The sequence below is a fragment of the Mangrovivirga halotolerans genome (genome assembly GCF_026241165.1).
GTDB lineage: Bacteria > Bacteroidota > Bacteroidia > Cytophagales > Cyclobacteriaceae > Mangrovivirga > Mangrovivirga halotolerans.
Window position 1 is genome coordinate 169,310 of record NZ_JAPFQN010000010.1, and the last position, 25,483, is coordinate 194,792.

Genomic DNA, 25,483 nt, shown 5'->3' on the forward strand with positions numbered 1-25,483 from the left:
GTATTACTCCAGTTCAATGATTGTCTTTTCCGTACGGGTGTACTCAGCGGTTTTTTGTTCGATCTCCCTGATCGAGTATATCAGCCATCCTGAATCGTGTATTCTCGAAGCCAGCCAGGTGGTATAAGCTGGATCCTTAATAGAATTTTTCGGAAATATTTTCTTCAGAAGTTCTTCGTCTGCTTTTTGTTCCTTTTGCAAAATGTAGGTGTAATCTTCCATGTCCACATCATCGAGCCAAAGGTAGGTTGTTACCAGCATTTCGTCTTCTTTATCGTAACCTGCCAGTTCACTTTCAAATTCATAAGTTTCTTTATAGATCAGTTCTGATCCGTGAAATTCATGAAACTGATTGATCTTTTCCCTTGTGTTTTTTTCTATCCGATCGGCCAGTGCCTGGTAGGATAATGAGATGTCATTTAATTTTTCGAGTGAATCCACTTTTTTGATCAGGGCTTCTTTTACTTCCTGGGTGTTGATGATCTTTCTAAGGCTGCCAAATTCATCCGTATAATATTTAAACGTTAGACCCTTCATCATCGAATCATGGACCTTGTTTTCTTTATTGCCTGGTCCGCTTTCTACATTTTGAAAATGCCAGGAAATCAGATATGAAGATTCAGAAGAATCTGTTACTGTGATTTCAACATCATACTTAATAATCAAGTAGGAGGTGGTATCCGTACCTTTCAGGCTCATCCTTTCTTCGTGGATGGTATAATTTTGAGATTCGTTCAGATCCCAATAGCTGATAACCTGTACTGAAGAGTCTGCCGGATTAATCTGGGCACTGGCAGCTATCGATGAAAAAATGAAAGAAGAAAAAAAGAAGATGTATCTCATAATTTAAAAACGGTCTTTATGTTCCGGTTATTCAAATATAGCAACAACTCTTGCCGGAGCACCAGAAGCACCGACAATCTTCAATGGAAATACAGAAACTTTGAAACCCGTAAAAGGTAAAGCATCGAGGTTTACGAGCTGCTCCATGTGACAGTATTCTTTATCCTGCCCGACAAGGTGAGCCTCCCAGAAAAGATCCGGGTCGTTGGTTTCTTTAGCTCTTTTGATCATGCATGGGAGGGGCAGGTCCCAGCCCCAGGCATCGATTCCCATCACTTTAATTCCCTGGTCGATCAGCCATTCTGTGGCTTTGGCACTCATTCCGGTTCCCTTTTTATGAAAATCTTTGGTTCCGTTGAATTTATCCCTGCCCGTTCGGATTAGTACGATCATTCCCGGCTTGATATCCAGATCATTTTTGGACAAAAACTCTTTAATGTCCTGGACAGTTATTGGATCAAAATCTTCTTTGTGTTTCATGTCAATGACGATTCCGTCACCATAGCACCATTCGAGGGGTACCTCATCGATAGTTTTTGCTTTTTGTCCGTTTACAGTAGGAGAGTAGTGCCAGGGAGCATCGATGTGGGTGGTGGAATGGATACCCATTTTCTCGATTGTGTCATCAGCCCAGCCAACGAAGTTCTTAGGAAAGAGTCTGAATGGCAATCCAAGCAGCCTGATCAACCATTTTGCCTTTTTATGAGGTTTATGTTTGATCTTGACCTTCATAAACCAGGGATCTTCGGTGTTGTATTTAATTGGCTTGGAAAGGTCTACGATTTTCATGCTTTGCTATTGATTGGGTGAAATGACAAAGATAAAGTTTTGATTGAGAATGGAAAATTTCAGGTAGAAGGTTAAAGTGTTTGCTTGAATAGACAAGAGAATTAAATGACCGGGGTACAATCCCTTCATTTCATAAAAAGTCCGAAGTTACGCTATCGCTAAACTCCTGGCAGCTGGGGATGGAAAGAAGGAGAAGATGAGCCAAGATTAACCAAAATTTAAAAAAGATTAAAAGGATTTAAATTATCCTATTAATCCTTTCACTTAGTAAATCTGAGCACTGACGACAGATGTCATCATTTTCAATTCAGACTAAAGGAACATGGGATTTGTTATAATATTAAAAACGCCAGGTCCGCAATCAGGAGAACCTGAAGTACAAAAAGTAATGTGCTGATTTTCTTTTTAAATCCATAGGCGACCAAAATTCCAATTATCATAATTAATGGAATAATGAGTCCGGATATAATCCTTAAAGAATAAACACCTTTGTTTTCAACTGTATGTAGTCTATACCAGTTTACTTCTTTAAATATTCGGGAAACTGAGTATTCAATTTTTTCATGTTCCTGAATTGATTCCGCAAAATCTTCTGCAACCGAAAAGTGATGTTTGGTTGTAAATACCTTATGCGAATAGTGGCTGTTTCCACCCGCATTGTAATATTGCTGTTGCTCACTTGTAACATCAATAATTTCATCAGTTACAACATTTCCCGGTAGAATGAAATCAATTATGATTACCAGAGAAACCAAAACAAATATTGAATATATTATTAGGCTCGATTTACTTTGATTTTTATTCATTTTATAATTCTGATAGTGATTGAAAAACCCGTTTGTTGTTTGGAGTGTTCCAAAGGAAAACTACTAATCTTTTCATGAAATGCAGAGTCTGGGACTCGAATAGTTTATAATTATATGATACCTACCTAAACCCAGTCAAACTTTTATTGAACAAAACTATTTAAATGGCCTGGAGGCAATCCCTGATTCTAAAGTTTTGCTATCTAATGACTTCGGATTAAGGTAAATTTTTTAGTTTGTCAATTACCTTTTTCATTTTTAATAGTTTGTTCTTTCTTTCAATTTGATAATCTTCAGGCCAAATACTTAACATTACAGGTGTCAAATGTCGTTGTAGAGCCTTTTCTGCTAAAGTCAGCATCTCACTGTCGATTTCACCTTCCAAATACAGCTGCCCAAATGCAATAGCTAAAATTGCTTGGTCAGTACCAAGTAAATACCTAAAGTGCATATTACTTTGACTTAAATATGGCTGAAGCTTCTCTATATCAGTTTCTAACAGATCAAATGAAGGATACCCCCATTCAGAAAGATGTTTATATAAGTATTTTTCAGGATTTATATTTCTATTATTTTTTCTCCATAAAATTAAGCCAATGTAAGTGTCGGCAGCATCATCACTACCAAATGGTCCCGTCTCATCAACTGAACTAAAATAAAAATCCTCATCTAGTATGTTCTTTGCTTTAGGATGAACATTTTCAATAACAGGTGAGTATTCAATTTCTTCTTCCCTTTTAATAGATTTAGAATTGCTGTCCTGACTTTGTAAACAGCCAAACGTAAAAGTTAATAATATTAAAGGGATTAAATTATTCATATTCCTGCCACCTTCGAAATAAATCAATTTCATAAGTCTTATTTCCATTGATGGTGTTTGTGTTGATAAATCTTTATTCAATGCCACCAAAATAGCTATACCAAATTCTATTTCAAACCTTTTCTTTTATTTATAACCGTTGGTAAAAGTTTATAAATGGAATAAATCAGGTTTGGTGCTAATCAGTAGCTGAGTACCACCATTTACCGGAATTGAAAAAGGATAAACAGGATTGAAATCGTCTTTTCATCCTTATGATTTATTTATTATGAATATGGATTTTGCCTGGTGTCAACTAAATACACAAAATAATACTCTTTAATTTTTAGCCGAAATTTTTATATGCTTTCTGAAAATGTAAAAAACATATAAATTCAAAATCCCGACAAAAGCAATTGGGAGGAGTGTAAAATTAGTGCTAAAGGAGGATTTATTATTTAAGAATGCTTTTATAGTTAAAAAAATCAGGCCTGTTAGTAAAATTGAAAGGATTGAGAATTGCCTCTTGTTTATTTTCGATATTACGACCAGGTATGAAATCGCATAAATAATTTGAAAGCTCAGCCAGCATGAGAGCATAACTTTATTTGAATAATAAGCATAAAAGTTTCTTAAATAGAACATTATAGCAATAGTTCCAACTATTGTGATTAAACCGGAAATCACAAGGTATCTATTTTCAGTGGTTTGTTTTGTGTTTTCTATGCCAGCAGCTGAATGCATCAACCCTGAAAGAATTGCACTAACTCCCAATATGTAAACAAAGTAATTGTAACCGGTGCGATTATACTTATAAATAATAAATGCAATAAGGAAAAGTCCTATACTTTTAATGAGATTATATTTATACTTTTTGATTATAATGCTATTCATTTCTTTAAACTGTTCAATAATTTAATCATCTTCTGCAAACCACTTGCTTCAATGGCAAAGTCCTTAAGTTTTAAATGGTTTGTAACGATGTACTTTAAAAAATTTAATTTATATACCTTTTGATAGTTGTTTGTAACCAGGTAAATCGTGCGTTATTAAATAGCATTAAACCAAATGACGTACCATTATTGATTGGAATTTGAGATGAATTAGGATTTATATTATCCATTGATCCCTTTTGTTTTATAGATCTTAGTACTGATGATAAATATTATCATTTTCAATTTAGGCTAAAAGCACATGCCTCAGCTTTTCTAATAAAAGGACAAGCATTATTTACTATTATTTACCTTTTGCTTTAACTCGTTTAGAACCTCATCCAAATAGGCATTAAAATTGGAATTACCTGCTGATGTCATTGTAGTATCCATATAAAACATTGAAAGCGCCATGTGGATATCTACTAGTGCGGCACTATCTTGTTGTGTGAAATGTTTCATTGAGCTGGTAATAAGTAACAATTCCTTTTTTCTATAAACATTGGATGGTATAGCCGCTAAGCTATCAGCTATTGACAGGGCTTTTAACCGTTCGGTTTCTGCCGCTTTGGTATTACCTTCTGCATCATAGTGATAAGCTTTTATTCTGTGAAATTTGCACCAGAAATCGGGATCATCGTTGTATAACTGATAAATTAATTCTGCAGATTCCAGCTTTGTCGTCATCTTATCATTATAACTTGAAGCGGACAATTTTAATTTTGGTAATTCATTTTTTATGATTTCCAGAGTATCCTTTCCAAAAGTCTTTTTAAAGTCCCACATAAATGCCGAGTAATTACATTTTTTGCAGGTATATAGACTATATGTTTCAGTAGTCGGCCAATATATATATTCTAATTTTTCAGGCCAGTCATAAATATAATTACCGTAACTACTTATCACTTGAAACTTATTCTTTTTATTACATATTTGACATTTGATTTTCTCTGTACGCCATGTAGTTGCGAGTAAAACTCCCAGTGTCAATCCAATAAAGGCAAAAATTAGTAATCCTTTTTTCATAATGATAATTTGACCTCGACTTTTATTCTTGTATGGTGAAGTAAAAAAAGTCCTTTTAATTGTTAAATTCCTTAAAATTTAAAAGTAGCTACATCAATCTCAATTTCAAATTTTTTCTTATGCTTTAGCTGTTGATAAAGGTGTTTCCCTATAATAAATTACGCTGTTAAGTTAAGTTTAACCAGTCAGGGGCATGATGAATAATATTTAAATTATCCAATGTTCCGATCTTCTTGTAAATCTTAATGTCATCCTTTCAATTCAAACTAAAAGTACAAGAGTAATCTTGATCTGGTGTAACAGACTTTCTGTTATAATCATTTACTATTCAATCTATTAAATAAGCCAGATATTGCTTTTAGGTTTGATATCATCAAAAATCCGATCAGAATATTTATAAATCTCATAATCAAATGGACATAATCTCCTCTTTCTTGTTCTATTCCAATGATGTCATATCTAAATGCCTTATATGCCAGAGTTATCAATGCAGAGGCATTTTCTATAATTAAAAGTCCACCTAGTATAAAAACTGATAATTTCAAAATCAATTCTGCATCTAATGAATTGAGATCTATTCTGTCATCTTCAAAATGTTTATCAAGTTTTAACAGGTCTACTATTTTATTTGCTTTGAAGGTAATTAAATAAAAAAATAGTACAACTACACCAGCAGATAGCAACCCCATAAATATTGTTGCAATATCACCTTGATATAGAACTAAAGAAAGAACTGATGTCACTGTAGAAAATACAGTTGATATTAAAATATACAGGCCAAATATCTTGATGATTAAGATAAAAAAATCTCTTTTTGTCATATTAAATTTGATTTTTGTGATTGTATTAATTTGTTTTTTAACGCAATTTTTCAATCATAAAATGAACAAGATCGAGCATGTACTTAAGTGATGAATTACCCACCGTATCTATTTTTTAAGTCTTTTTTCAAATTGCTGAATACGTATTCATGCTCCTGTTCAATTCCGATTTTTTCTAATGGTTTCCAATAAAATCTCGGATATAGTTCGGAAGTATAAGTTGTGATTCTTGTCATTTTTGTCTGGCCATTTTCTAACTCGTCAAAATAATAAATTGCTTCATTAAAGCCGAGCCATTTTCTGCCGGTTAGCTGATAGTCAATAACATCCATTTTCAAAATCTTACCTTTTTCAAGCTCGGTAATCTTTTCAACTATTAGACCACCCTCAAAATAGCAGGTTCTAATTCCGCCAACTTTTTCTTCTTCAAGAATACACTTTTGTGGTATTGGCAGATCAAGTTTCATCAGAAAAGGTTTTTCTGCATCAAGGGTATCCACAGATTTTATTGTCTCATAGACTTGAATGGGAGAGTAGGGGAGAATAATCTCTGATTTAACTTCTATTACGAACTGATCATTTTTTGTCAATTCTGTTTCAATAAATGCTAAAGTAAGGAAGAGACAAAACGGTAAAATTGAACTTTTAATTAAGTTGTCTTGTTTGTCCTTGTTCCGATACCGCTTAATCCCATGCTTTACCACTGCGCCAATGGCGATAGCAATTAATATCAAAGGCATTGACATTAATACACATACCATTCCTTCAAGATTTCCACCTAAAAGTAGAATAAAGAATATGGCAAGAGAAATAGTCAGTCCCCACAAGCTCATTGATTTAAGTGTCGATTTACCTAAAATAAATCCCAATGTAAAAGGTAAGAACACAAAAAAAGACAATCCATATCCAATTAATTCGAAGTGAAGTAATATGAAGCCTAAAGACAAAAATGTAAGACTTATTATTATTGATATAATAAATTCTTTTTTCATAAGACAGGTAAAAATTGCAAATAAGTCCCAATGCGATTGTTGTTCGCTAAAGAATTATAGCAGTTTATATAGTTAATAAATCCTAAGTTTGATACTGACGATGCATAAGCATGTCAGTATCTGTGGCAATAATAGCTGTTTCTCTCTCAAAATCAAATAGTGAATAAAATTCTTAGGGCAAATACTCCTTCTGACCAGGATTCAATTCCTTCATTTTATTATAGGTCCGAAGACAGGCTAACTCAAACTCCGGACCTTACTACCTGTAATTATTTTAATTTTGTTGCCCGATTAATATGGTTGGTGCACCACCTGTGGATATTCGATTGGCATCTGCAGCAACTTCCTGCATGCCTTGAGATGCCAAAGCCTGCTCAAGTGCATCTGCAGAATCAAAAGGCATAACAAACATTTTATAGTAAGGTGGATTTCCGCCTGGCCCAGGTAAAAATTTAGTTACGGTATATGGTTTTTCTTCATTTGGAATGCCCGTTTTCTCATGCAGTAGCTCAAGATGATCAGTATAATCAGACTCAAACTTTTCTACATCTGTAGGCTGGGGGTAAAGGACTATTAAATTCATAATTGTTCAATTTGTTTTATGCCTATTCTTTCAGGGTTGCGGCTTACCCGTTTTAACTAACAATTATACTTTCCGTTAATAAATCCTATGTTTTATGCTGAAGTTCTTAAATGTAAGTGCTTCTTTTATTAGTTTTTTTATAACTAATAATCGATATGATAATAAATATACTTGATGCCCGGGATATAATCCCTTAATTTTATAAAAAGTCAGAGTGTATGCTTTTGCTAAGCATCTTCTTAATTGATCTATTATTTAAGAAAAAAACCAGAAGTCATCGATTGGTTTTTTGTCCCATAATTTGAGTTGCTCTTCGATCTCCTTTTTTCCTGAAGGAGATGCAACAGCAATTAAGATTTGAGTGTTTTCCTTGGTAAGGACGTCCTCGTAATGTTCTATTCGAACGTCATAAATATCTTTTCCAATTTTACTCTCATTATCACATACCCAATGAAATTCCTCTCCGTAGCTTTGTAAAAGCTTGGCCATATCCTTACCATTTCTACCAGCACCCCACAACACCAATGGACGGCTTGAATCTCTGTCTAGTTCATAGAAAAAGCGCAGCTTAAGATCGAAGTATCTATTGTCCTCATATTCTTCCCAGGTACGTGAAATTCGGTCAGATCGATCTCTCCAGAAATGTAAAATCTTATCTATTCCAATTATGTTTAACCCCTGCTTGTAGAAGCGAAAGCACAGATCATAGTCTTCCGGATAAATGTTCGAATCAAATGCTCCCGCTGCATCAAAATCATCTTTATGTATGAGCCAACAGTGTGATGGGATGACACACTCTCGATAAATTTCCTGGTAGTGCAGACTGTTTTTAGCAACTTTATTAAGCCAGTTTTCATATTTAATGAATCCATCACCCACCTCGCCTTCATCAACAAAATGCTCAGTTCCGCCTGCTATAACTGTCCCTTTTCCATATTTTAACCACTCTTCAACAAGGACCTGTATTTTATAATCCGGCATTTTATCATCAGAATCCATTCTGTTGATCAGCGTTCCCTCCGCTTTTCGATAACCTTCCTGCAGGGTTGGAATTAATTTTCTTCGACTGCTATTATAAAATCTGATTCTTGAATCTTTTTCTGCATATTCCTTTAAGATTTTCGGGCTATCGTCTGACGAGTGATCATTTACAGCTATCAGCTCCCAGTTTTCATAAGTTTGTGCCAAAACGGAATCCAGACAAGTACGTAAATAGGGAGCAGTATCCTTTACTGCCATTATAATCGTCACAAGTGGTTGCTTTTTCATTTTTATCAAGTCTTTTTCCCGGAATACGGTATTTTATCTTTCAATTTGATTACCCATGATCCGGTTTTACAGCCCTTTAAATTGACAGGCTACTTTTCAATATCCTGCTTGAACTGTAAACTATTAAATTTTATATGGCTTTTCCATTTCTGACCAGGTAAATAAATGATTTGATTCATTTTCTACTAATCTCAATACTCAATTCAGGTCCTGGCACGCTACTGTTTTATATTTGATAGGTATCAGAAAAAGAAATATAATTAGTGCATGAACTAGTAATCCGATTTGTTTTATAACTTTATTATATCGATGCTAAACAAAATCAAATTATCAGATAAAGAATATGTCTTATGAGTGATTCTAAAATTGAGATTTCAGGGAGTTATTTGATCAAGACCTTGCTTATTGTGGGTGGGGTTACTGCTGTTTTATATATAGCTGCTGATCTTTTAATGCCTGTCTTGATTGCTGTCATTATTGCTATTTTATTAGATAAGCCTACCACTAAATTTAAGGAATGGGGAATGCCAGACTGGCTTGCTATAACTTTATCTGTTGTATTGATGATAATTATTTTTTCGCTTCTGACCTGGTTGATCGGCTGGCAAGTCAGTACCATTACTGATGATTGGCCAACGATAAAAGACAAGGCAACAGAAAAATTAAACCGTTTTACAGAATGGGCTAATCAGACGTTAAACTGGAATATTAAAGATTATTTTGAGAATAATAAACGTTTGGTTGACAAGCTGGAAAGCCTGGCGGGTGTTTTCCTGTCATCGTTTACAAGTTTATTGTCTCAATCACTCCTCGTACTTGTATACATTGTACTTTTTTTGATGCAGAAACAGACTTTTATCAGGTTTTTTATGAAAAGTTCTTCCAATGAAACTGCAATGAAGTCTCTTTTAAGTAACTCTTCAGGTACCATCAATAACTATTTGCTGGGTAAAAGCAAGGTTATGATCTTTCTGTTTGGTATTTACTATCTTGGTTTTACAATCGGTTCGGTTCCCTATGCATTATTTTTAGCTTTGTTTGCCGCTCTTTTTTCAATAATACCTTATGTAGGAAATATTATCGGTGGTGGTATCGCCGTAATTTTATCATTTTTATACTCTGGAACTACACCGGCACTGATTGTAATCGGAGTGATGACAGTTGCTCAATTATTTGAAAGTTATGTTCTTACGCCGTGGATTATCGGTGATGAAATTAATTTAAACCCATTTATAACTGTTTTTTGTATTGTTCTCTTTTCTATACTCTGGGGGATTGTAGGTGCAATTATTGCGCTTCCAGTCACAGGAGTGTTAAAAGTGATTTTTGAACACACAAAAGGCATGGAAGCGTATGCATACTTACTCGAAAAGAAGTAGAGGAATAGCAGAGAATTAATATCTTTTTAATCTTATAAAATTTTTTACCTCTTATTTCCCGTAAGCGATATCTTTTGTGAATCCCAATCATCATCAAAAACGAAAAGGGTTACTGCTTTTGCCTCTTTATATATAATTCCATTGTTTTCGTTAATTACAACATTTATTTAAGCGCCGATATATCCTGACTTGTTTATAATATCGTCAAACCTAAAATCAAAAACTTTGTCAATCATCTCCCACATTTTCTTTCCTTTTCATCACATGCTAATCCATCGACAAATCTTCCAGCTTCATCGCCGGGACTATAATTTCTCTCTTTGTGTTTTTTAAACCGGATGTTTCATTTTTTTATAATCCTAAGTCATAAAGTTATCAATTGCTATCATTGATTCTTCCGGTTTTTCTTCCTGAATAAAATGACCGCTATCTACCTCGATTGTTTTTGCATCAGGAATTCTGTCTTGCCATTTTCTTAAATATTTGCTGGTAATAAACTGGTCTCGTATTCCCCAAATAATCAGCCATTGCTTGTTTGCTAACAGGTTAATCTGCCCCCATTGCTCTTCGTACCACTTTGAAGACCCGGCCAATGCTTTGGCAAGGTTTAACAGAGACATTCTCGATTTTTTTGTTGGAAAAGGTTTGATATACTGTTGATGGATATTTTTTGGTAGAAACTGCTTGTTTTCAAATCCTTTCTTTAGAAGAACTCTGGGTGAAAAATTTAAGTTGAGATATAAAAACCTACCTAGCCAACTGTTGACTATTTTGTCAATTCTTTGGATTTCTTTCTCCTGATCAGTAGCCCACAGCCATGAGTTATACAAGACCACTCTTTTAATTCTATCAGGGGCATTTATACCTGCAGACAATCCTATTGGTCCACCAAAGTCATGAACGACTAAGGTTATATCCTTAAGATCTAATCTTTTGATAAATTCACTAAGATTATTTGAGTGCCACTCGGGCGTTCCTGGGAAGGATGCTGATTTTTCCGATAAACCAAATCCCAAATGATCAATAGCTATGCAGCGATATTTATTCGATAGCTTTTTAATTAAATCCCTGTATAGGAAAGACCATGTGGGGGTGCCGTGAACAAAGAGGATGGTTTCTCCTTTTCCTTCATCAATATAATGCATAGTGCCGGATGCTAATTGCAGGAACTTATTGTCAAAGGGATAAGCTGTAGTATCTAACCATGGTTTTGAAAGAGAAATTGTTTTCATAATTACGAAGATTTAAATGTTAATTACCTGTTATATTTATTTCTTAATTTGAAACAAAGTTCAGGTACTTATACCAAATTATTTTTGGTATAAACCAACATCCTAAATCTTGATTGTATTATACAACTTGCTAAAGTTGGTTGAGTCGATGCGTAAATAGGAGGCGATGTCTCTGTGAGGAATTAAACTAAATAAGTGAGGGCTTCTTTTAGCAAATGATTTAAATCTTTCAGAAATATCAAAAGCCATTAATTCGTAGTGGCGCTGTACCATCCCTATTAAAAAATACTCCGCAGCTTTTCTGAACAAGGTTTCTATTTCGCGATGATCATCCATCAGTTGCTGGTGCTTTTCAAATGAAATCCTAAGAAATGAACTATCGGTAATAGTTTCAAGGTAGTACTTTGATGGTGTTTGGGTCAAAAATGATTCAGGAATCCCGCTAAACGAAGGGGGATATGTGAATGCGATAATGTGTTGTTTGTTTTTATTAAGGTAATAAGACTTTTGGACCCCTTCGAGAACAAAATACATAAATCGCTCTGTTTCACCCGGAGCTGTCATTATTGTTTTCTTAGATACATCAAATTCAGTCCAATGTGAAATGTATTTGTCGAGAATATCCTGATCTATCGGGTGTATTTTATTTAAAAAGTCTTTCATTTCTCTGGTTAAAACCAATGGGCAAATATATGGATTTTAGTTATTTAATGAGATATTTATCACTCTTGCTGACATTATTATAAACAGAGGATAGTGGTTTGGGTTTTTATCTAACAAGCCAGGCATTATGACAGAATATTTAAGTGGTTGGTGTCCAGGTGGTCGAGTAATCTTTCATCTTTCATACCCGAACTATTTAGCATAATAACACTTCCACAATTCAATGAAGGATAAAGCCGAATCTCGGAATAATAGCCTGCACCACCGCCTGCGTGACAATAGTATTCTATATCTTTTATTTTCCCCTTAAACCAACCCAGGCACATGTTGGTGCTTTTGCCTCTCGATGTTAGTTGTTCCGTTAACATTTCACCTGTTTTTTTTCTTGATAGTAATACTCCATTCTCGTTAAGTAATGCCTGACAATAGGACATGAGAGCCTTTGGAGTACTAATTAATCCTCCGTAAGATGCACCATTAATAAAAAAGGGATTAAAACCATTCCAATCATGATTTGCTTTGTACATCATTTTCTTTTTATTAATTAAAAGCCCAAGCAATAAATTTTGAATCCAGGAATTTGCATGATATCCCGTGGCGTGATTCACCTCAGGTAGATCAAAACCTATGTATTCATCCGTATTCAGATGATCCAATATATTTCTTGAGATATATTCATTATATGTGAGGCCACTAACCTCTTCAATCAATCTGCCCAAAACAAGATAATTAAGATTGGAGTAACTATACTTCCTGCCTGGTGAGAACTTTAGGTTTAAGTTGTTTAAGATAAGTGTATCTGAAAATACCCTGTAATTAAAGTTTTGATGCTCATTTTCCAAATGTGTCCATTTAAGGGGGATAGGATTTTTAATTCCGGATTGATGACATAATAGATGCCGGATCGTTACTGGTTCTGAAAAGTCAAATGCTGGAATATATTTGGTTATGATGTCATTTAGATTTATCAGGTTATTTTCAACCAGTTGTAAAATAGCTACTGTAGTAAATGTTTTGGTAGTAGAAAAAGCATGAAAAGATGAATTGTCATTTAAAGGATACATTTTTTCTATGTTTTGATACCCGAAAGTAATATCATTAATTATAGAATTGGAGTTAAAAAAGATGTAGTGAAATGCAGGTGCAGAGTGTTTATCCTTTGTGATTTCTATTAATGTATTATTCATTATGAGGACTGAAGATATTTACTGGTTATAATTCACCTGGAATAGTTTTTAAGGTCAACATTTCCAAATAAGTTAATTGTTTTTAAATGCTTTTTAATAATCGCCGGATATTTTTTTAGCCCTGGCTTACAATTGGCTTGCTGGCTATGGAGCTAAACACCTCTTATTTTTTAACGATTTGTATTGCACCACTTTTGATCAATGGTTCAAGAAGATTTGCTGCTCCACAATGTTCTACTATCTTATTATTAATAACCTTATCAAGATTGATACCATAGATCATAATTTTTTCATTTGTGGGTTTAATATTCATCCACTCACCTTGATGAGTGCCATTCATAATATAATAGGTCGCTACCCAATTCCCCTCGCATATCTGTTTCTCAATCTTTAATTTCAAATCAGGGTAGGTTTCACGAACTCCTTCGACATGCTTAATAGCCCCGCTAATTCCCAGAACATATCGTTGTCCATTATATTCTTCTGTATAATCTTGTGAAATAAATTCAGTGATATTCTGTATTTGGCCTGTATTAATGACATGTTCTATGTAATCCTGAACTAATTTCTTTTTTGAATTTGATTCTTCATTCATCTCTTTATTTATTGTTGTATGTTAATTTAGAATCCAAATCTGTGTGGGTAATGGTTTTTAAAGGGAATAAATATCCTGACATTCCATCATAGCTTATTTTATTAACCATTTGCTCAGGTTCTGATTCAGGAACTCTAGGATCATTTGAATTTTGTAATACAAATAAGCGTTTTATCATTTTTTTAACATCCGTTGTATGTGAAATTGTTAATAGATAGAATGAGAAGAGCTTTCATAGATTTAATTTTTTTTAGACTAGAAAACACAGTTAAATCGGTTATTAGCTACGGTTTTAATGAAGGGCCTTCAATAAATCTCACAGTTAATAAATTATTAAAAATTTATATTAATTCAAATAGGAATAATATATACCATTTTGATAAATCTTGAAGTTTGAGGGAATCTGAGGCCTGTTTATTTTATACAGTTTTTATTGAGTTTTAACCTAAATTGAGTTTTAATTTTCGATTATTATTTTTCCATTGACCCAATCGGGTAAAAAGAAATTCATTCCGGTTTCTGATTCGATATCGACTAGTTTATTTCTTAACTCAACACTTCTCAGACCAATTAACTGGCGAAGTTGATTGGTCTTTGCTAGGCTTATTCTTTTCGGAGAATTAAGAAAGCCATATGAGGGAGCGGATCGATTTGATATTACAGCCTTATGCCAATCATCGATCAAAGCAAATTCATAGGGTGAGATGTTCCCTTTTTTAATTTCTTCTTGTAATTTTGGTCTTATGAAATGATAAAGAGTGTCCTGTTTGACATATTCTTGAGTAATTGAATTGTGGTGGCTGGTAATTGTAGACATCCAGTAATTATTCCCAATTAACCGCTCTCCGGGGTATCCATTTTTATCCAGGATTTTAATCAACATTTGCATTTGTTTTTCGCTATGGGGAGCAAACTTTCTGATCGCATATCGTTCTTGTGCTCCATCGCCAATTCTAAGTAATGCTCCAAATGCTTTAGCCTGGTCTTTCTTAAACATTTTGTGTGTAATCTCTCTTGTCGTTTGATCAATCCTTTCCAGGTATTTTTTGTGATGTTCCGGGTATGAATTTTCTAATGACTTCCAGATCACATCATCTTTAAGATCGGATAAGAAAGGATTTTTTTTAATTTCTTTCAGGGTCCATCCGGCTTCCATTCCTTTTCTAATATATTGCTCTAACCCGACTCTGTCGTTTAGAAAATAGGCTAACTGTGAAGAGATCTTATATTCTCTTAGAAATACAAAATCATAAGTTTGAAATAGATTGTTGTAGATTTCTAATGCTTCAGAAAATCTCCTATCACTAATCAGAGTTTCTGCAAGAATTGTCTGATTATGATAGTAAGAATAATCTTGCTTTAGATTGCTTCCTGAAATTAAATGTAAAGAGAGAAAGATCGTTAAAATTGAATGAATGCCTGGTTTCATTAATTTGATTAATTAAAATTTCAACACAATGTAAATAGTTCAAATCTTAATGCTCTGTTTAAAGCAGGTAAAAATTGTTAAAGGGTATTAATGAAAGTAAAGAGGGGGGATATTAATTACCATCTTATTGGTGAAAAGTCTGGATTTTTACGGTTTTATACCATTTCTTTCAGTAACATACAATTTAAATTCGTCTGTGTTTTTAAATGTTTTTCCGGGAAGACCCTGTTCGTAAAACTGAACTTCACAACAATGTAATCCACTGCAAAATTGTCTTTCGCCATTTGGGTATTCATAAATAGTGCCGCCAATATCAGAGGTTAAATGATGAGTTACAAACCAGAATTTTATCTGTTCACCATTTTGAAGATGAATCAGTCCATACTGAATATTCTCTTGTAAATCAGCACTGATGCTATCGTTTCCCATTTTCAACCGGGTAAAATCGAATTCTTCATTTTCGACCTTTGCAATAAGTATTCGCTCCGATTCAGATGTGCAGGAACTAAAAAATCCTAATAAGCACACAACTAATATGTATAGGTATTTTGATTTCATTTTAAGTGTTATCAATTCAATTTTAAATCTTTTCAATTAATAATACTTGATTTTAACTAAATAATGCCGGAAAAATTAAAGAGGAGAGGAGTATAGAAGCCACGATAAAGTTTTATGGTGTGATATACCCTTTTTCCAATAAGTATTCTTTCCTGATATTTTGCTCCATTTTATCAATGACAGAAGCCATTATTTTGCCGGATTTTTCAGGTTCTGTATCTTTTGAAAGTTCAGCTTTCACCAAAGAAAAATATATGTGCCCTGATGGTATTACATTTTCAATTTGACCCATTAGTTCTAATGCTTCTTCTTTTCTCTGTGCTTTATACAAACTATAACAAAGATTCAATTTTATAATCTGGGAGTTATGATGCTCAATGAGTAATTTGTAAAGTTTGACAATTTCCTGCCAGTGTTCGTTATCATAAGACTGAGCTGTCATATATTTAGCAGCTATTAAAGCCTCAATATAGAAACGGTTTAATTTTTCAGGCTTCTGTAAATAGCTGAATCCTAATTCTATAAGTCTTTTATCCCATTTAGCCTGATTCTGTTCTAAAAAAGAAACAAGTTTTCCATTAATGACTTTTGCAGGTATTCTTGCAATGTGGAAACAGAAAAGAGCAAGCAGGCTTCTTGTAGTTGCCTGTTGGTGTTCTCGAAGTAATAATTTGGTAAGAGCTAAAGCTTCCAGACACAGGTCTTCATTTATAATGGATTTGATTTTATCATCGAAAGAGTCGAAACCTATATTAAAGACAGCATATAAGATTTCTTCAACGGTGTCAATTTCGTTTTTTCCTGCCTGGTTAGTGATTGAATGTAGTTGTTTGTTCTCGAATTCAATTTGCAGGTTTTTCTTAGCTCTATTAATACTTTTGTATATCGCATCCTGACTTAGTAAAGTGTTTTCACTAATCTCACGGATGTTAAGACCAAAAACATTTTTTAAAATGAATATTATTTTTGCTTGCGAAGAAGCTGTTTTTGAAGCAGAAAGAAACAAAATGGTTTGAAGTCTTAAATCATTTTCTTCTGTTATATTTTCTTCCTCTTCATTTAAAAGAATTCCTGAACTTGACTTGTTTCTTCTTTTAATCTGATTTATGACATCATTTTTAGCTACTATGAAAAGCCAATTCTCTTGTTTATCAGGGATCTTGTTTGTCTGCCAGGTCTTTAAAGCCTTATAGAAGGAATTTTGAATGGCATCTTCAATCTCGTTGACATAGTTCACGCCAAACTTGCTGATAAGGGCAGAGAACAGCTTTCCATATAGTGCCCTGTAGTTGGATTCAATTGATGAATTAACTTTCTTGTTCATAATCTTCCATATCCATAATTGGACGAATTTCGGTCGTTCCTCCCCAGAGGTGACAAGGACATTCTTTGGCTATTTCAACTACAGTATTCAGATCATCTGCCTGTAGAAGGTAATAGCCTCCAATCAGTTCTTTGGATTCTAAATACGGACCATCTTTGATAACACATTCTTTTCCGGTGATGAGTACGCCATTCTCATTCAAACCATCTCCGGAAATTAAATGTTCTGTTTCAGCAAGTTTAGTGGCCCAGGCCATATGAGCATTTGTTAATTCTTCCATTTCCCTTGGTGACAAGTCACTCATTTTTTGAATATCTTCGTGCAGTAGTAATAAGAATTTTTTCATTGTGTCTAGTTTGTTATTTAATTAAAGACATTAGCCATTATTGATTTTGGACATTATTTCATTTTTTTATTTTGAACTACTGCAATTGTGTTGTCCACTTCGAAACATACATCCGACCAATTCCTAATTAAAGTGCTTTACCCCAATAGATTTATACATCTTTTCAGGGTTATAGATTTTTCCATCTTTAATGGTAAGTACAACTCGTCTTATATCGCTTATATTTTCTAGCGGATTGCCCTCCACAAGTATTAGATCTGCCAGCTTGCCTTCTTCAATTGAACCTAATTGATCACCATATCCAGTTACTTCAGCTGATCTGATCGTAGCCATTTTGAGTACTTCTGATTCTGGAATACCAGCCCTGACGTAGTTTTCCAGTTCTTTATGTAACGCAAAACCAGACATCGCATCCGTTCCCGGAACAATAGTTACTCCTCCATCATAAAGAGCTTTGATCATTTCTAATAACTTATCGTAGGATTGTTTGTATTGCAACTCTTTCTCTTCAGGTATCGGTAGTCCTCCGGAATAAAATCCTCTTCTAATCTGTATAGGTAATCGATCAAGTATCTCTACAAATTGTGGATTAGGCTCTCCGACTTTACTAGTCAGCATTCTTTCAAAAATTCCAACTGTCGGATCAACTACGATATTTTTTGTTTTGAGTAGAGATATGAATGATTGAAATTCTTCACCCTCGGTATCAATCGTATGCGCCAGTTCCCCAATCATAGAAAACCGGAGTGGAGTTCTGGTATCAATTGTATCTGGCATGAAATTAAGCGCAATCATATTTATGTGCTGGATTTCATTGTACCCGTCTAAAACAGCCTGTTCTGCATGCATATAGGCTGGAATGTGTCCTGAAACTCGCAAACCTAATTCATGTGCTCTGTCTGCAAGAGGCTTTACCCATGTCGGATCTATTGAACTATAGAGTTTGATTTGATGATAGTTATTTTCTTTATAGTAATCAATTGCTTCGAGTCCTTCTTCCAGTGAACTGACTATTTTACCACTCGGTCCTGCATATGGTCCTGCCTGATCTATAAAGCCACTCATTATCAGGATCCTTGGGCCTAAGACGGTGTTTTGATTAAAATCATTTTTTACTTCGGGTAATTCGAAAGAATTGGCAAGATCTCGAACTGATGTGACACCAGCTGCCAGGTTCAGAATTCCCTCAGACCGATCCAGATGAGTATGCATGTCAAAAAGCCCGGGCATTAAGGTGTGATTGGCACCTTCAATGATTTGAGATACTTCAGGTAGTTCCTGAGAACCATCCAGAATTTGTTCAATTTTATTCCCATTAAAAATGATATGCTGATCCTTTATTATTTCTCCTGTATTTGAATCGAAAATATTGGTGTGTGTAATTGCTACTCTTCCATTGGGAGTTTGTGTGTTTTCCTGTGCCGTTTTCAGATAGTACTCTTTCTCCTTTTTTGTTTGCAGATTATAGAGTTGGGGAGAAAGAGATTCATATCCGTTTCGGATCATCGAAAGCCAGGAAGATGGTGCTGCAAAAAGTCGATTGTCAGTATCAAACCAGAGATAATATGGAGAGAATGAAAACCCGGTTACTTCTATCAACTGAAGGTTAAGCGTATCATTAATTGTTATTTTTTCAATATCAGATATTGTTACCTTCCCACTAGGATACAGATCTATAGTTTTTTTAGAATTATTCAACATATTTCTAATTAGCAATTCCGTATTTCCAAATGTGCTGTTTACTCCAACATAATATGCAGGCTGGTCAATTTCCTTATTTTCATTTTCAGATCTGCTTTGCCATTTAGCGACTTTCCCATTAGATGAGAATACCTCACTCACGGTATCTTTCAAATAATTATGACCTAGAATCTGAATTGATCGAGGAAATCCATTTTCATCTAATAGGATTGTTTCTTCCAGATAAGGCCCTCTACCGCGATCGGTATATTCAAAAATGAATTGGTATGAGCCATCTGTTAATTGGGAACTCGTTAGATATCCGGCTTTTTTCTCTCCAAAATACAAGCTGTAATCAATAGTCTTAAAATTATTTGGTTCTTTTTTTGAACATGAAATTATGACTATTAGGGTAAGAAGCGTAGTAATAAGGTGTTTCATAGGAGGTTGGTAATTAAGTAAATAGGAGGAATAAGTGTGTGATCCTACTGCTCTTTATTCATAAATGGTTTCGGTGATTAATAATTAACAGTTTTATGACGATTTCACACTTGTCAGGGTAATTACATGACAAATCAAAAACTGTTCGAACTAAAATAGAAGTTTTCCCGGCTAAATCAAATGCTTTCTTTTAATAATACAGTTTTCAGAGGCGGTAAAGTAGATTGCAATCAACAATAAATTTTGAAAACAATTGATTAAGAGTAGTGGTGAAATATTTTTTGCCAGAAATTAGCCCGCATTAATGGGAGCCTATTCGTATTTGCCTGATATCAAATAGTTTTCAAATAAAAGAATTATTTGACACTCGTTCTATTATAACTTTTGATACAAGTGCCTGGTAACAAGCACTTGTTTCAAATTGTTCATAATTGTTATTGTCTGTTTGCAATCAGATGGAAGACAAGATGTCAATTTTATTGCAATAACATGTTACTGCTTGACATATGAAATTTACACACTAAATCAATCTTTATGTTTTGCAATCTGAACTATAAAGATTATCAGCAAGTAAATTGGGACTGTAATAAAGAATGTTTAATTAAGCCTCAATTACAGCATTTACTTTTGAGCCAGCTTTTCCTCAAGAATTGCAATTTTATCCAGCAATTCTTTTTTCTGTCGTTCTAGTTCTTCCTGTGTAGCCTGTAGCTCTTCCATATTTTGTCGCATTTCCTCTTCCTGCGATCGCATTATTTCTTCATTTTCCTTGCTTGCTTGCAGCAGTTTTTTAGTTAAAACATTTGTTTTGCTCGAGGCTACTTCTGAGCCTAATGTTAAAGAAATCCGTTCTAAAAATTCTATGTGGTGCTCTTCATAGAGTTCAAAAGAGGCCATCTCAAGAGCTCCCAATTTTTTTTCATCAGTTTTTATGGGTACAATAATCAAATTTCTTGGCAGTGCCTCACCAAGACCAGAGGTGATATTAATATAATTGTCAGGGATATCTTTATATAAAGCTATTTCACCTTCTCTGAATGCCTCCCCAATTAACCCAACACCTATTGGTATCCGCTGATTTTCAAACTTTTGTTTGTCATACGCATACAGGCTTGTTAATTCTAAAAAATCTTCGTCTTCGGTATCATTTAAAATATAAAGTCCTCCCTGATTGGAATTAGTATATTTTACTAAGAAGGAAATTACTTTTTTTGAAAGTGTATCAAAGTCTTCTTTATATTCCCGAACCAGGTCGGAAAAATTTGCAACACCCTCGGTTATCCATTGACGTTTTTCTTCCGCTTTTTTTACTTCAATGAGTTGGTCTCTCATTTGGAGAAGCTGACCTGCTATAGTGCCGGAGTTTTCAGCACGAGCCTGTTCGTCCATGCCTTCCCATTTTACATCAAGATTACCTTTGGTGATATTCTGAATAAATGAAGAAGCCTTTTTTAGATTAGCTACGATCTTTTCTATTATTAATCCCTGTTTAAGAATGTTTTTACTGCTTTTAGAGGTGCCATTTTCTTTATAGATATAGCGTTGATTACTTTCTTTAAGATTCTTAAACAATTTCAAAATCCTTCTTTCCTGACGAATTATTCTTATCAGAGCGATAATTAAAACTGGTATACCCAAGGCAACAGTAAAAATCTGTGATGCCGTAGTATACCCTTTGATACGATTGTAGCGTGCGGTTGCTTCAACATTCATATTGGTAATATACCCCTCAATACTTTCAATAATTGGACGGGAAGAAGTGTATAGCTCGAAGCCCGGATCTGATTCAAATAACCTGACAGCCTCTTCATATTGTTCACTTTTGACATAATTGATGCCACGGGTTATTAAGCCGGCATATCTTTCGGTCTGTTCCTTAAGGGTTTCAACCTGATCCATATGTGGATAATCAAGTTCCTGAAGTTTATTTTCCAGAGAAATGAAATTGTCTTCATATTGCTCCATAGCAATATCGTAAGGCTCAGCGAAGTTTTCTTTTTTCATCATATAAATACCCCTTAAGCCTAAATCCATGAGGTTGATGAAAAGGGTACTGGCATCAAGCATTTCATTAACCTCGCGGTATGCCTGTTCAGTTTCATGTTTCTTCTTTAAGGCCTGTTCACCGTAAAAAGTCATTAAAGCGTTCTGGACAATCAAAAGAGCCACAATTACTATACTTACTGTGAAAGCATATCGAATAAAAAATATCCTTATTGATTTAAACATCGAATTATACTTGTGGTTAAGGTATTTATAATTTTAAAAATATGACAATTTAGCGAATAATCTGAAAGTTCATAGATTATGCTCAGTGAAAAGTTTGGTGCTGTAATAAAATTCCCCAACTTCCTGAATTTTCTATCTTCAAATACAATCAGGGAGGATTGCTTAAAAATATTTATTTCCTGCCAGTTTTAATACTGATTATTTAACTAAGATATAATTCCTAAAAAGTTGAGTGATAAAAAATATTTGAATAATTCATCGAGATTGATGTCCGGGCCTGTAGGTAGAAAATGATTGAGCTATGGAAGAAGATTTTATATTTCGACTACAATCTTTCCTTTATGTTTCCCCTCACCTAATAATTGAATCAAATCCGGGATTTCATCAAATTGATATGGCCCGTCAATTACAGGCTTTATTTTCCCCTCTTCCACTAGCCTGGAAATCTGGTCTAATCCTTTATTTGGTATTAGGCTAAGAACACTTAATTGTTTGTCTGAAAATATGGAAATGATTGATCCAAACAATTGTATTTCAAATAGTCTGTTTAACATTCCACCAACAGTAATGTAACTGCCATTTTTATTTAGAGAACGCGCATATTTAAATGCAGATCTATTCGATTTTGTATCAAGTATATAATCATATTTTTTTCCGGTTTTGGTGAAATCAACTTTCTTGTAATCTATTACGTGATCAAAGCCCACTGATTTCATCATGTCGAGTTTTTCTCCGGTATCTACTCCTGTTACTTCTACTTCAAATTGCTTTAACATTTGGATTGCTAAAGTCCCAACTCCTCCTCCGGCTCCATTTATCAAAATTTTCTGACCAGCCCTTAGCTTACCTTTATTCATAATTCCCTGATAGGCAAGTAAACCTGCATGTGGAATCGCTGCGGATTCATTAAAGCTTAGATTAACAGGTTTTTTTGTGATAGATTTTTCCGGGATACAAACGTATTGAGCGAATCCTCCAAAACCACTGTCCGAAAGGTCACAGTATACTTCATCACCAATGCTAAAGGAACGTACTTTATTGCCGATAGATTCGATTTTCCCGGCAATGTCCACACCAGGAATTTTTATTTTTGGATTTCGTAAGCCGTATAAAAGGCGAATAATAAATGGTTTGCCTCTGACTAGGCCCCAATCCCAATCATTTATGGATGCTGAATGAATTCTAACCAGTACTTCGCTGTCTTTTGGATTGGGAACTGAAACTTCCTCTATCTTTAGATTATTCGGTAAGCCATACTTTTTTAATATAATCGCTTTCATGAAATTAGATTTCGAATTTTTATAATGAATTATGATTAATGAATTAGCGAAATGCTTTTGCTTCTATTATTAATAAATGGTTTACCCGGTTGTATAAATTCATTTCACCTGCATGTCAGGGATAGAAATAAGTAAAAGACCATCAGATCTAAAATAAATGTTATAATCCCTAAATCAAACTTTTTCTACCTATATACTTAGTGAAAGGCAACCGAAAATTGATTTGTATTTAATTTATATTATTTGTTCAGGATTGTTTTTATGCTATTCTATTCATGAACCTTTAAAATAGCAAAGGAGAGATTAATTTTCCGGTAATTGAATTTTTGGAGGTCTCTACCAGGGAGATGAAACGAGCGTGCAATATTAATTTTATGCACGCTCGAACAAAAAAGGTGATTTTTTAATATTTCTACTGCTCTTCAGCGAATGATAAAAAAGTATTATAATAATCCTGACTGAAATGCTTTTGAAGCTGAGGCAATACACCGGCCTTTGCGTCATCAAAGGATTGGTATTTTGTCGGAAGATATAAAAATCCCGATTCAGCATCCACTATTTTGCTTAATGGATTTTCAGCCAGCTTGATGACATAATTTCCTGCTGCTGTGGGTTGCTTTTCAAATACCAGGTAGACTGAAGTTTTTGAAGGATCGTATATAAATGGAATATTATTTGAAAATAATTTCAACATCTTAAAAACATCATTATCTAGTTCACTGATATCTCCAAATGGGAAATATGCGACTGGGTTTTCCTTTTTCCTTGTGAAGAATTCAATACTTGAAGCAGACAGATCCTTTGGTCCACTAAGATTTTGGGTTTCTAATAGAGCTCCGTTTGTATTAAAAGAAGTTGCAAATAAAGGATCTTCACTTTGGGCCTGACTATTAAATAAAACAGAAAAAAATAAGATAATACTTAATTGTAATCTCTTCATTCTTAAAAATTGTTTAGTTGATGATTTAAAAGATGCTAAGTTAATAACAGTAGGAATATCAGGATAGTTAAATACCTTGTTTTATATAAATAAAGGTTAATTATCTATAAACTGTTTTATAATGTGGATTAAGAAGGAGAAATAATGAAGATATAATTTTTATTGAATCCTCTGTTTATATATGAAGTGTATGTTCTTCTTCATTTTTGCCTTGACCCGTGACGAAGCAAAGCTTTTCATGAAAGGTGTCAGTATCCGAGAAACGAACCCATGACGAAAACTGTCAGGGCAGAACAAAAAGGTCAAGACAAAATTGATCCTTCTTGCACAAATAATCTTCCCACGGCCCGAATTTTATCATTCCTGCCGCGCCCTTCTAAGTGACATATTAATTGGATTTGACTATTGTTGTGCTATTTAATCTCGTGTCCTAACCAAATTGTATTATCAATTTTCTCTATGATCTCTGAGTTCCCATGACGACCTTCTATTGTCGGTGTCAGGGTTTTCAACTCTGTGGTGAAAATTAAACAGCTCGCTGTTTTTCTCTTGACAACTTTCAGTGTCAGGGTCTATCGATCTGCGGTGTGTTTTTGTTTTTTATACGAGTCAAGAACAATCCAATCATCTAATTATCTTTAAAATCTTAGTTCAGACAATTAAATAATTCAATTATACTTTTCTTTTTACGTCTCTGAGAAGGATTTCGTCAAATGGTTCATTTGAATCAGCTGAACTTTTATGGAGTACTGTAACTTCCCCGGTTGTTTCAAGGACTACTGCTCTTACCTGGTCAAGGTTCATCACATTCGCCTCCCTGAGCTTGGCCATTAAATGATTAATATGAATGCCCTCGTGCTCAAGGTTTTCATGTAAAATTTTGTTACCATCCATTAATAATATCGGATCATTAGCTACTGCCTTATTAAGAAAGTTGAATTTTCTCTGGAGCTTAGACGTGATCAAGGTCAGAATTAACAAACCGAAAATCGCTACAGTACCATGAACAAAAGAGGTTGAAGATGTGAGGATTGTTGCAATCAGGCTACCTACGGCAACTGTAAAGGCAAAATCATAACTAGTCATTCTTGAAAATGAAGTGAGACCTATGATCCTGGATACTATTATAATCATCACTAAGATCAGAATGCATAAAATTAAGGTTTCTAAAATCGGATCAGAGGTTGAATAAATCCATTCCATAAATAGAAAGTTTATAAGAATAATAATTACCGTCCACATATCGATTTGAACATCCTCCAAATAGAGGTAAAACAGATAGTGGATATAAATAAGTTACTCTATATATTTTCGGGTCTGATATTTTTATTGAGAAATAT

General features: G+C 34.1%; 25 protein-coding genes. 1 reads left to right on the forward strand and 24 read right to left on the reverse strand.

All coding sequences use genetic code 11. The features are described 5' to 3' along the window. Positions 1–3: 3 nt before the first annotated feature. The 10 genes from OO013_RS16970 to OO013_RS17015 form a co-directional block, all read right to left on the reverse strand. A complete protein-coding gene (locus tag OO013_RS16970) occupies positions 4–843 on the reverse strand; it encodes a hypothetical protein (protein ID WP_266058174.1) in 840 nt (279 codons plus the stop codon). Positions 844–870: 27 nt separating this feature from the next. Beyond that, positions 871–1,632 (reverse strand): cyclase family protein, encoded by a 762-nt coding sequence (locus tag OO013_RS16975; RefSeq protein WP_266058175.1) that lies wholly within the window; start codon positions 1,630–1,632, stop codon positions 871–873. 332 nt (positions 1,633–1,964) lie between these two features. Beyond that, complete coding sequence (locus OO013_RS16980) at positions 1,965–2,438, reverse strand: hypothetical protein (protein ID WP_266058176.1); 474 nt, start codon at positions 2,436–2,438, stop codon at positions 1,965–1,967. Between the two features lie 217 nt (positions 2,439–2,655). Beyond that, positions 2,656–3,339, reverse strand: coding sequence for a hypothetical protein (locus tag OO013_RS16985; RefSeq protein ID WP_266058177.1), 684 nt, complete (start codon positions 3,337–3,339; stop codon positions 2,656–2,658). Between the two features lie 237 nt (positions 3,340–3,576). Then, positions 3,577–4,131 carry a hypothetical protein gene (locus tag OO013_RS16990; RefSeq protein WP_266058178.1) on the reverse strand — a complete coding sequence of 185 codons (555 nt, stop codon included), beginning with the start codon at positions 4,129–4,131 and terminating at the stop codon, positions 3,577–3,579. A gap of 332 nt (positions 4,132–4,463) precedes the next feature. Continuing rightward, entirely contained in the window at positions 4,464–5,195 is a 732-nt protein-coding gene (locus tag OO013_RS16995) for a hypothetical protein (RefSeq protein ID WP_266058179.1), read from the reverse strand. Between the two features lie 317 nt (positions 5,196–5,512). Then, positions 5,513–6,016, reverse strand: a complete 504-nt coding sequence (locus tag OO013_RS17000; RefSeq protein ID WP_266058180.1) for a hypothetical protein — start codon at positions 6,014–6,016, stop codon at positions 5,513–5,515. 95 nt (positions 6,017–6,111) lie between these two features. Continuing rightward, on the reverse strand, positions 6,112–7,008 hold the full coding sequence (locus tag OO013_RS17005) for an SRPBCC family protein (protein ID WP_266058181.1): 897 nt from the start codon (positions 7,006–7,008) through the stop codon (positions 6,112–6,114). A 274-nt stretch (positions 7,009–7,282) separates the two neighbouring features. Beyond that, positions 7,283–7,591 (reverse strand): EthD family reductase, encoded by a 309-nt coding sequence (locus OO013_RS17010; protein ID WP_266058182.1) that lies wholly within the window; start codon positions 7,589–7,591, stop codon positions 7,283–7,285. A 255-nt stretch (positions 7,592–7,846) separates the two neighbouring features. Then, positions 7,847–8,860, reverse strand: coding sequence for a glycosyltransferase family 2 protein (locus OO013_RS17015; protein WP_266058183.1), 1,014 nt, complete (start codon positions 8,858–8,860; stop codon positions 7,847–7,849). A 350-nt stretch (positions 8,861–9,210) separates the two neighbouring features. On the opposite strand from OO013_RS17015, the gene OO013_RS17020 reads away from it, so the two are divergent. Beyond that, positions 9,211–10,239 (forward strand): AI-2E family transporter, encoded by a 1,029-nt coding sequence (locus tag OO013_RS17020; RefSeq protein ID WP_266058184.1) that lies wholly within the window; start codon positions 9,211–9,213, stop codon positions 10,237–10,239. 359 nt (positions 10,240–10,598) lie between these two features. Here the strand turns inward: OO013_RS17020 and OO013_RS17025 are convergent, their stop codons facing one another. The 14 genes from OO013_RS17025 to OO013_RS17090 form a co-directional block, all read right to left on the reverse strand. Continuing rightward, a complete protein-coding gene (locus OO013_RS17025) occupies positions 10,599–11,471 on the reverse strand; it encodes an alpha/beta fold hydrolase (protein ID WP_266058185.1) in 873 nt (290 codons plus the stop codon). Between the two features lie 102 nt (positions 11,472–11,573). Next, on the reverse strand, positions 11,574–12,134 hold the full coding sequence (locus tag OO013_RS17030; RefSeq protein ID WP_266058186.1) for a Crp/Fnr family transcriptional regulator: 561 nt from the start codon (positions 12,132–12,134) through the stop codon (positions 11,574–11,576). A 125-nt stretch (positions 12,135–12,259) separates the two neighbouring features. Further along, positions 12,260–13,321 carry a serine hydrolase domain-containing protein gene (locus tag OO013_RS17035; RefSeq protein WP_266058187.1) on the reverse strand — a complete coding sequence of 354 codons (1,062 nt, stop codon included), beginning with the start codon at positions 13,319–13,321 and terminating at the stop codon, positions 12,260–12,262. Between the two features lie 163 nt (positions 13,322–13,484). Further along, entirely contained in the window at positions 13,485–13,916 is a 432-nt protein-coding gene (locus tag OO013_RS17040) for an ester cyclase (RefSeq protein WP_266058188.1), read from the reverse strand. Positions 13,917–13,920: 4 nt separating this feature from the next. Continuing rightward, positions 13,921–14,094, reverse strand: a complete 174-nt coding sequence (locus OO013_RS17045; protein WP_266058189.1) for a hypothetical protein — start codon at positions 14,092–14,094, stop codon at positions 13,921–13,923. A 279-nt stretch (positions 14,095–14,373) separates the two neighbouring features. After that, positions 14,374–15,345 (reverse strand): hypothetical protein, encoded by a 972-nt coding sequence (locus OO013_RS17050; RefSeq protein ID WP_266058190.1) that lies wholly within the window; start codon positions 15,343–15,345, stop codon positions 14,374–14,376. Between the two features lie 147 nt (positions 15,346–15,492). After that, the gene (locus OO013_RS17055) at positions 15,493–15,903 is read right to left on the reverse strand and encodes a hypothetical protein (protein WP_266058191.1); all 411 of its coding nucleotides are present in this window, start codon (positions 15,901–15,903) and stop codon (positions 15,493–15,495) included. A gap of 112 nt (positions 15,904–16,015) precedes the next feature. Next, positions 16,016–17,227, reverse strand: coding sequence for a DUF6596 domain-containing protein (locus tag OO013_RS17060; RefSeq protein ID WP_266058192.1), 1,212 nt, complete (start codon positions 17,225–17,227; stop codon positions 16,016–16,018). Continuing rightward, positions 17,211–17,573 (reverse strand): YciI family protein, encoded by a 363-nt coding sequence (locus OO013_RS17065; RefSeq protein WP_266058193.1) that lies wholly within the window; start codon positions 17,571–17,573, stop codon positions 17,211–17,213. The genes OO013_RS17060 and OO013_RS17065 overlap by 17 nt, the downstream gene beginning before the upstream one ends. Positions 17,574–17,696: 123 nt before the next feature. Continuing rightward, the gene (locus tag OO013_RS17070) at positions 17,697–19,694 is read right to left on the reverse strand and encodes an amidohydrolase family protein (protein WP_266058194.1); all 1,998 of its coding nucleotides are present in this window, start codon (positions 19,692–19,694) and stop codon (positions 17,697–17,699) included. Positions 19,695–20,315: 621 nt separating this feature from the next. Next, a complete protein-coding gene (locus tag OO013_RS17075; protein WP_266058195.1) occupies positions 20,316–21,923 on the reverse strand; it encodes a GAF domain-containing protein in 1,608 nt (535 codons plus the stop codon). A gap of 314 nt (positions 21,924–22,237) precedes the next feature. Next, positions 22,238–23,203, reverse strand: a complete 966-nt coding sequence (locus OO013_RS17080; RefSeq protein ID WP_266058196.1) for an NAD(P)-dependent alcohol dehydrogenase — start codon at positions 23,201–23,203, stop codon at positions 22,238–22,240. Positions 23,204–23,615: 412 nt separating this feature from the next. Then, positions 23,616–24,143, reverse strand: coding sequence for a hypothetical protein (locus tag OO013_RS17085; RefSeq protein WP_266058197.1), 528 nt, complete (start codon positions 24,141–24,143; stop codon positions 23,616–23,618). Positions 24,144–24,815: 672 nt separating this feature from the next. Beyond that, a complete protein-coding gene (locus OO013_RS17090) occupies positions 24,816–25,346 on the reverse strand; it encodes a DUF421 domain-containing protein (RefSeq protein WP_266058198.1) in 531 nt (176 codons plus the stop codon). Positions 25,347–25,483 lie beyond the last annotated feature (137 nt).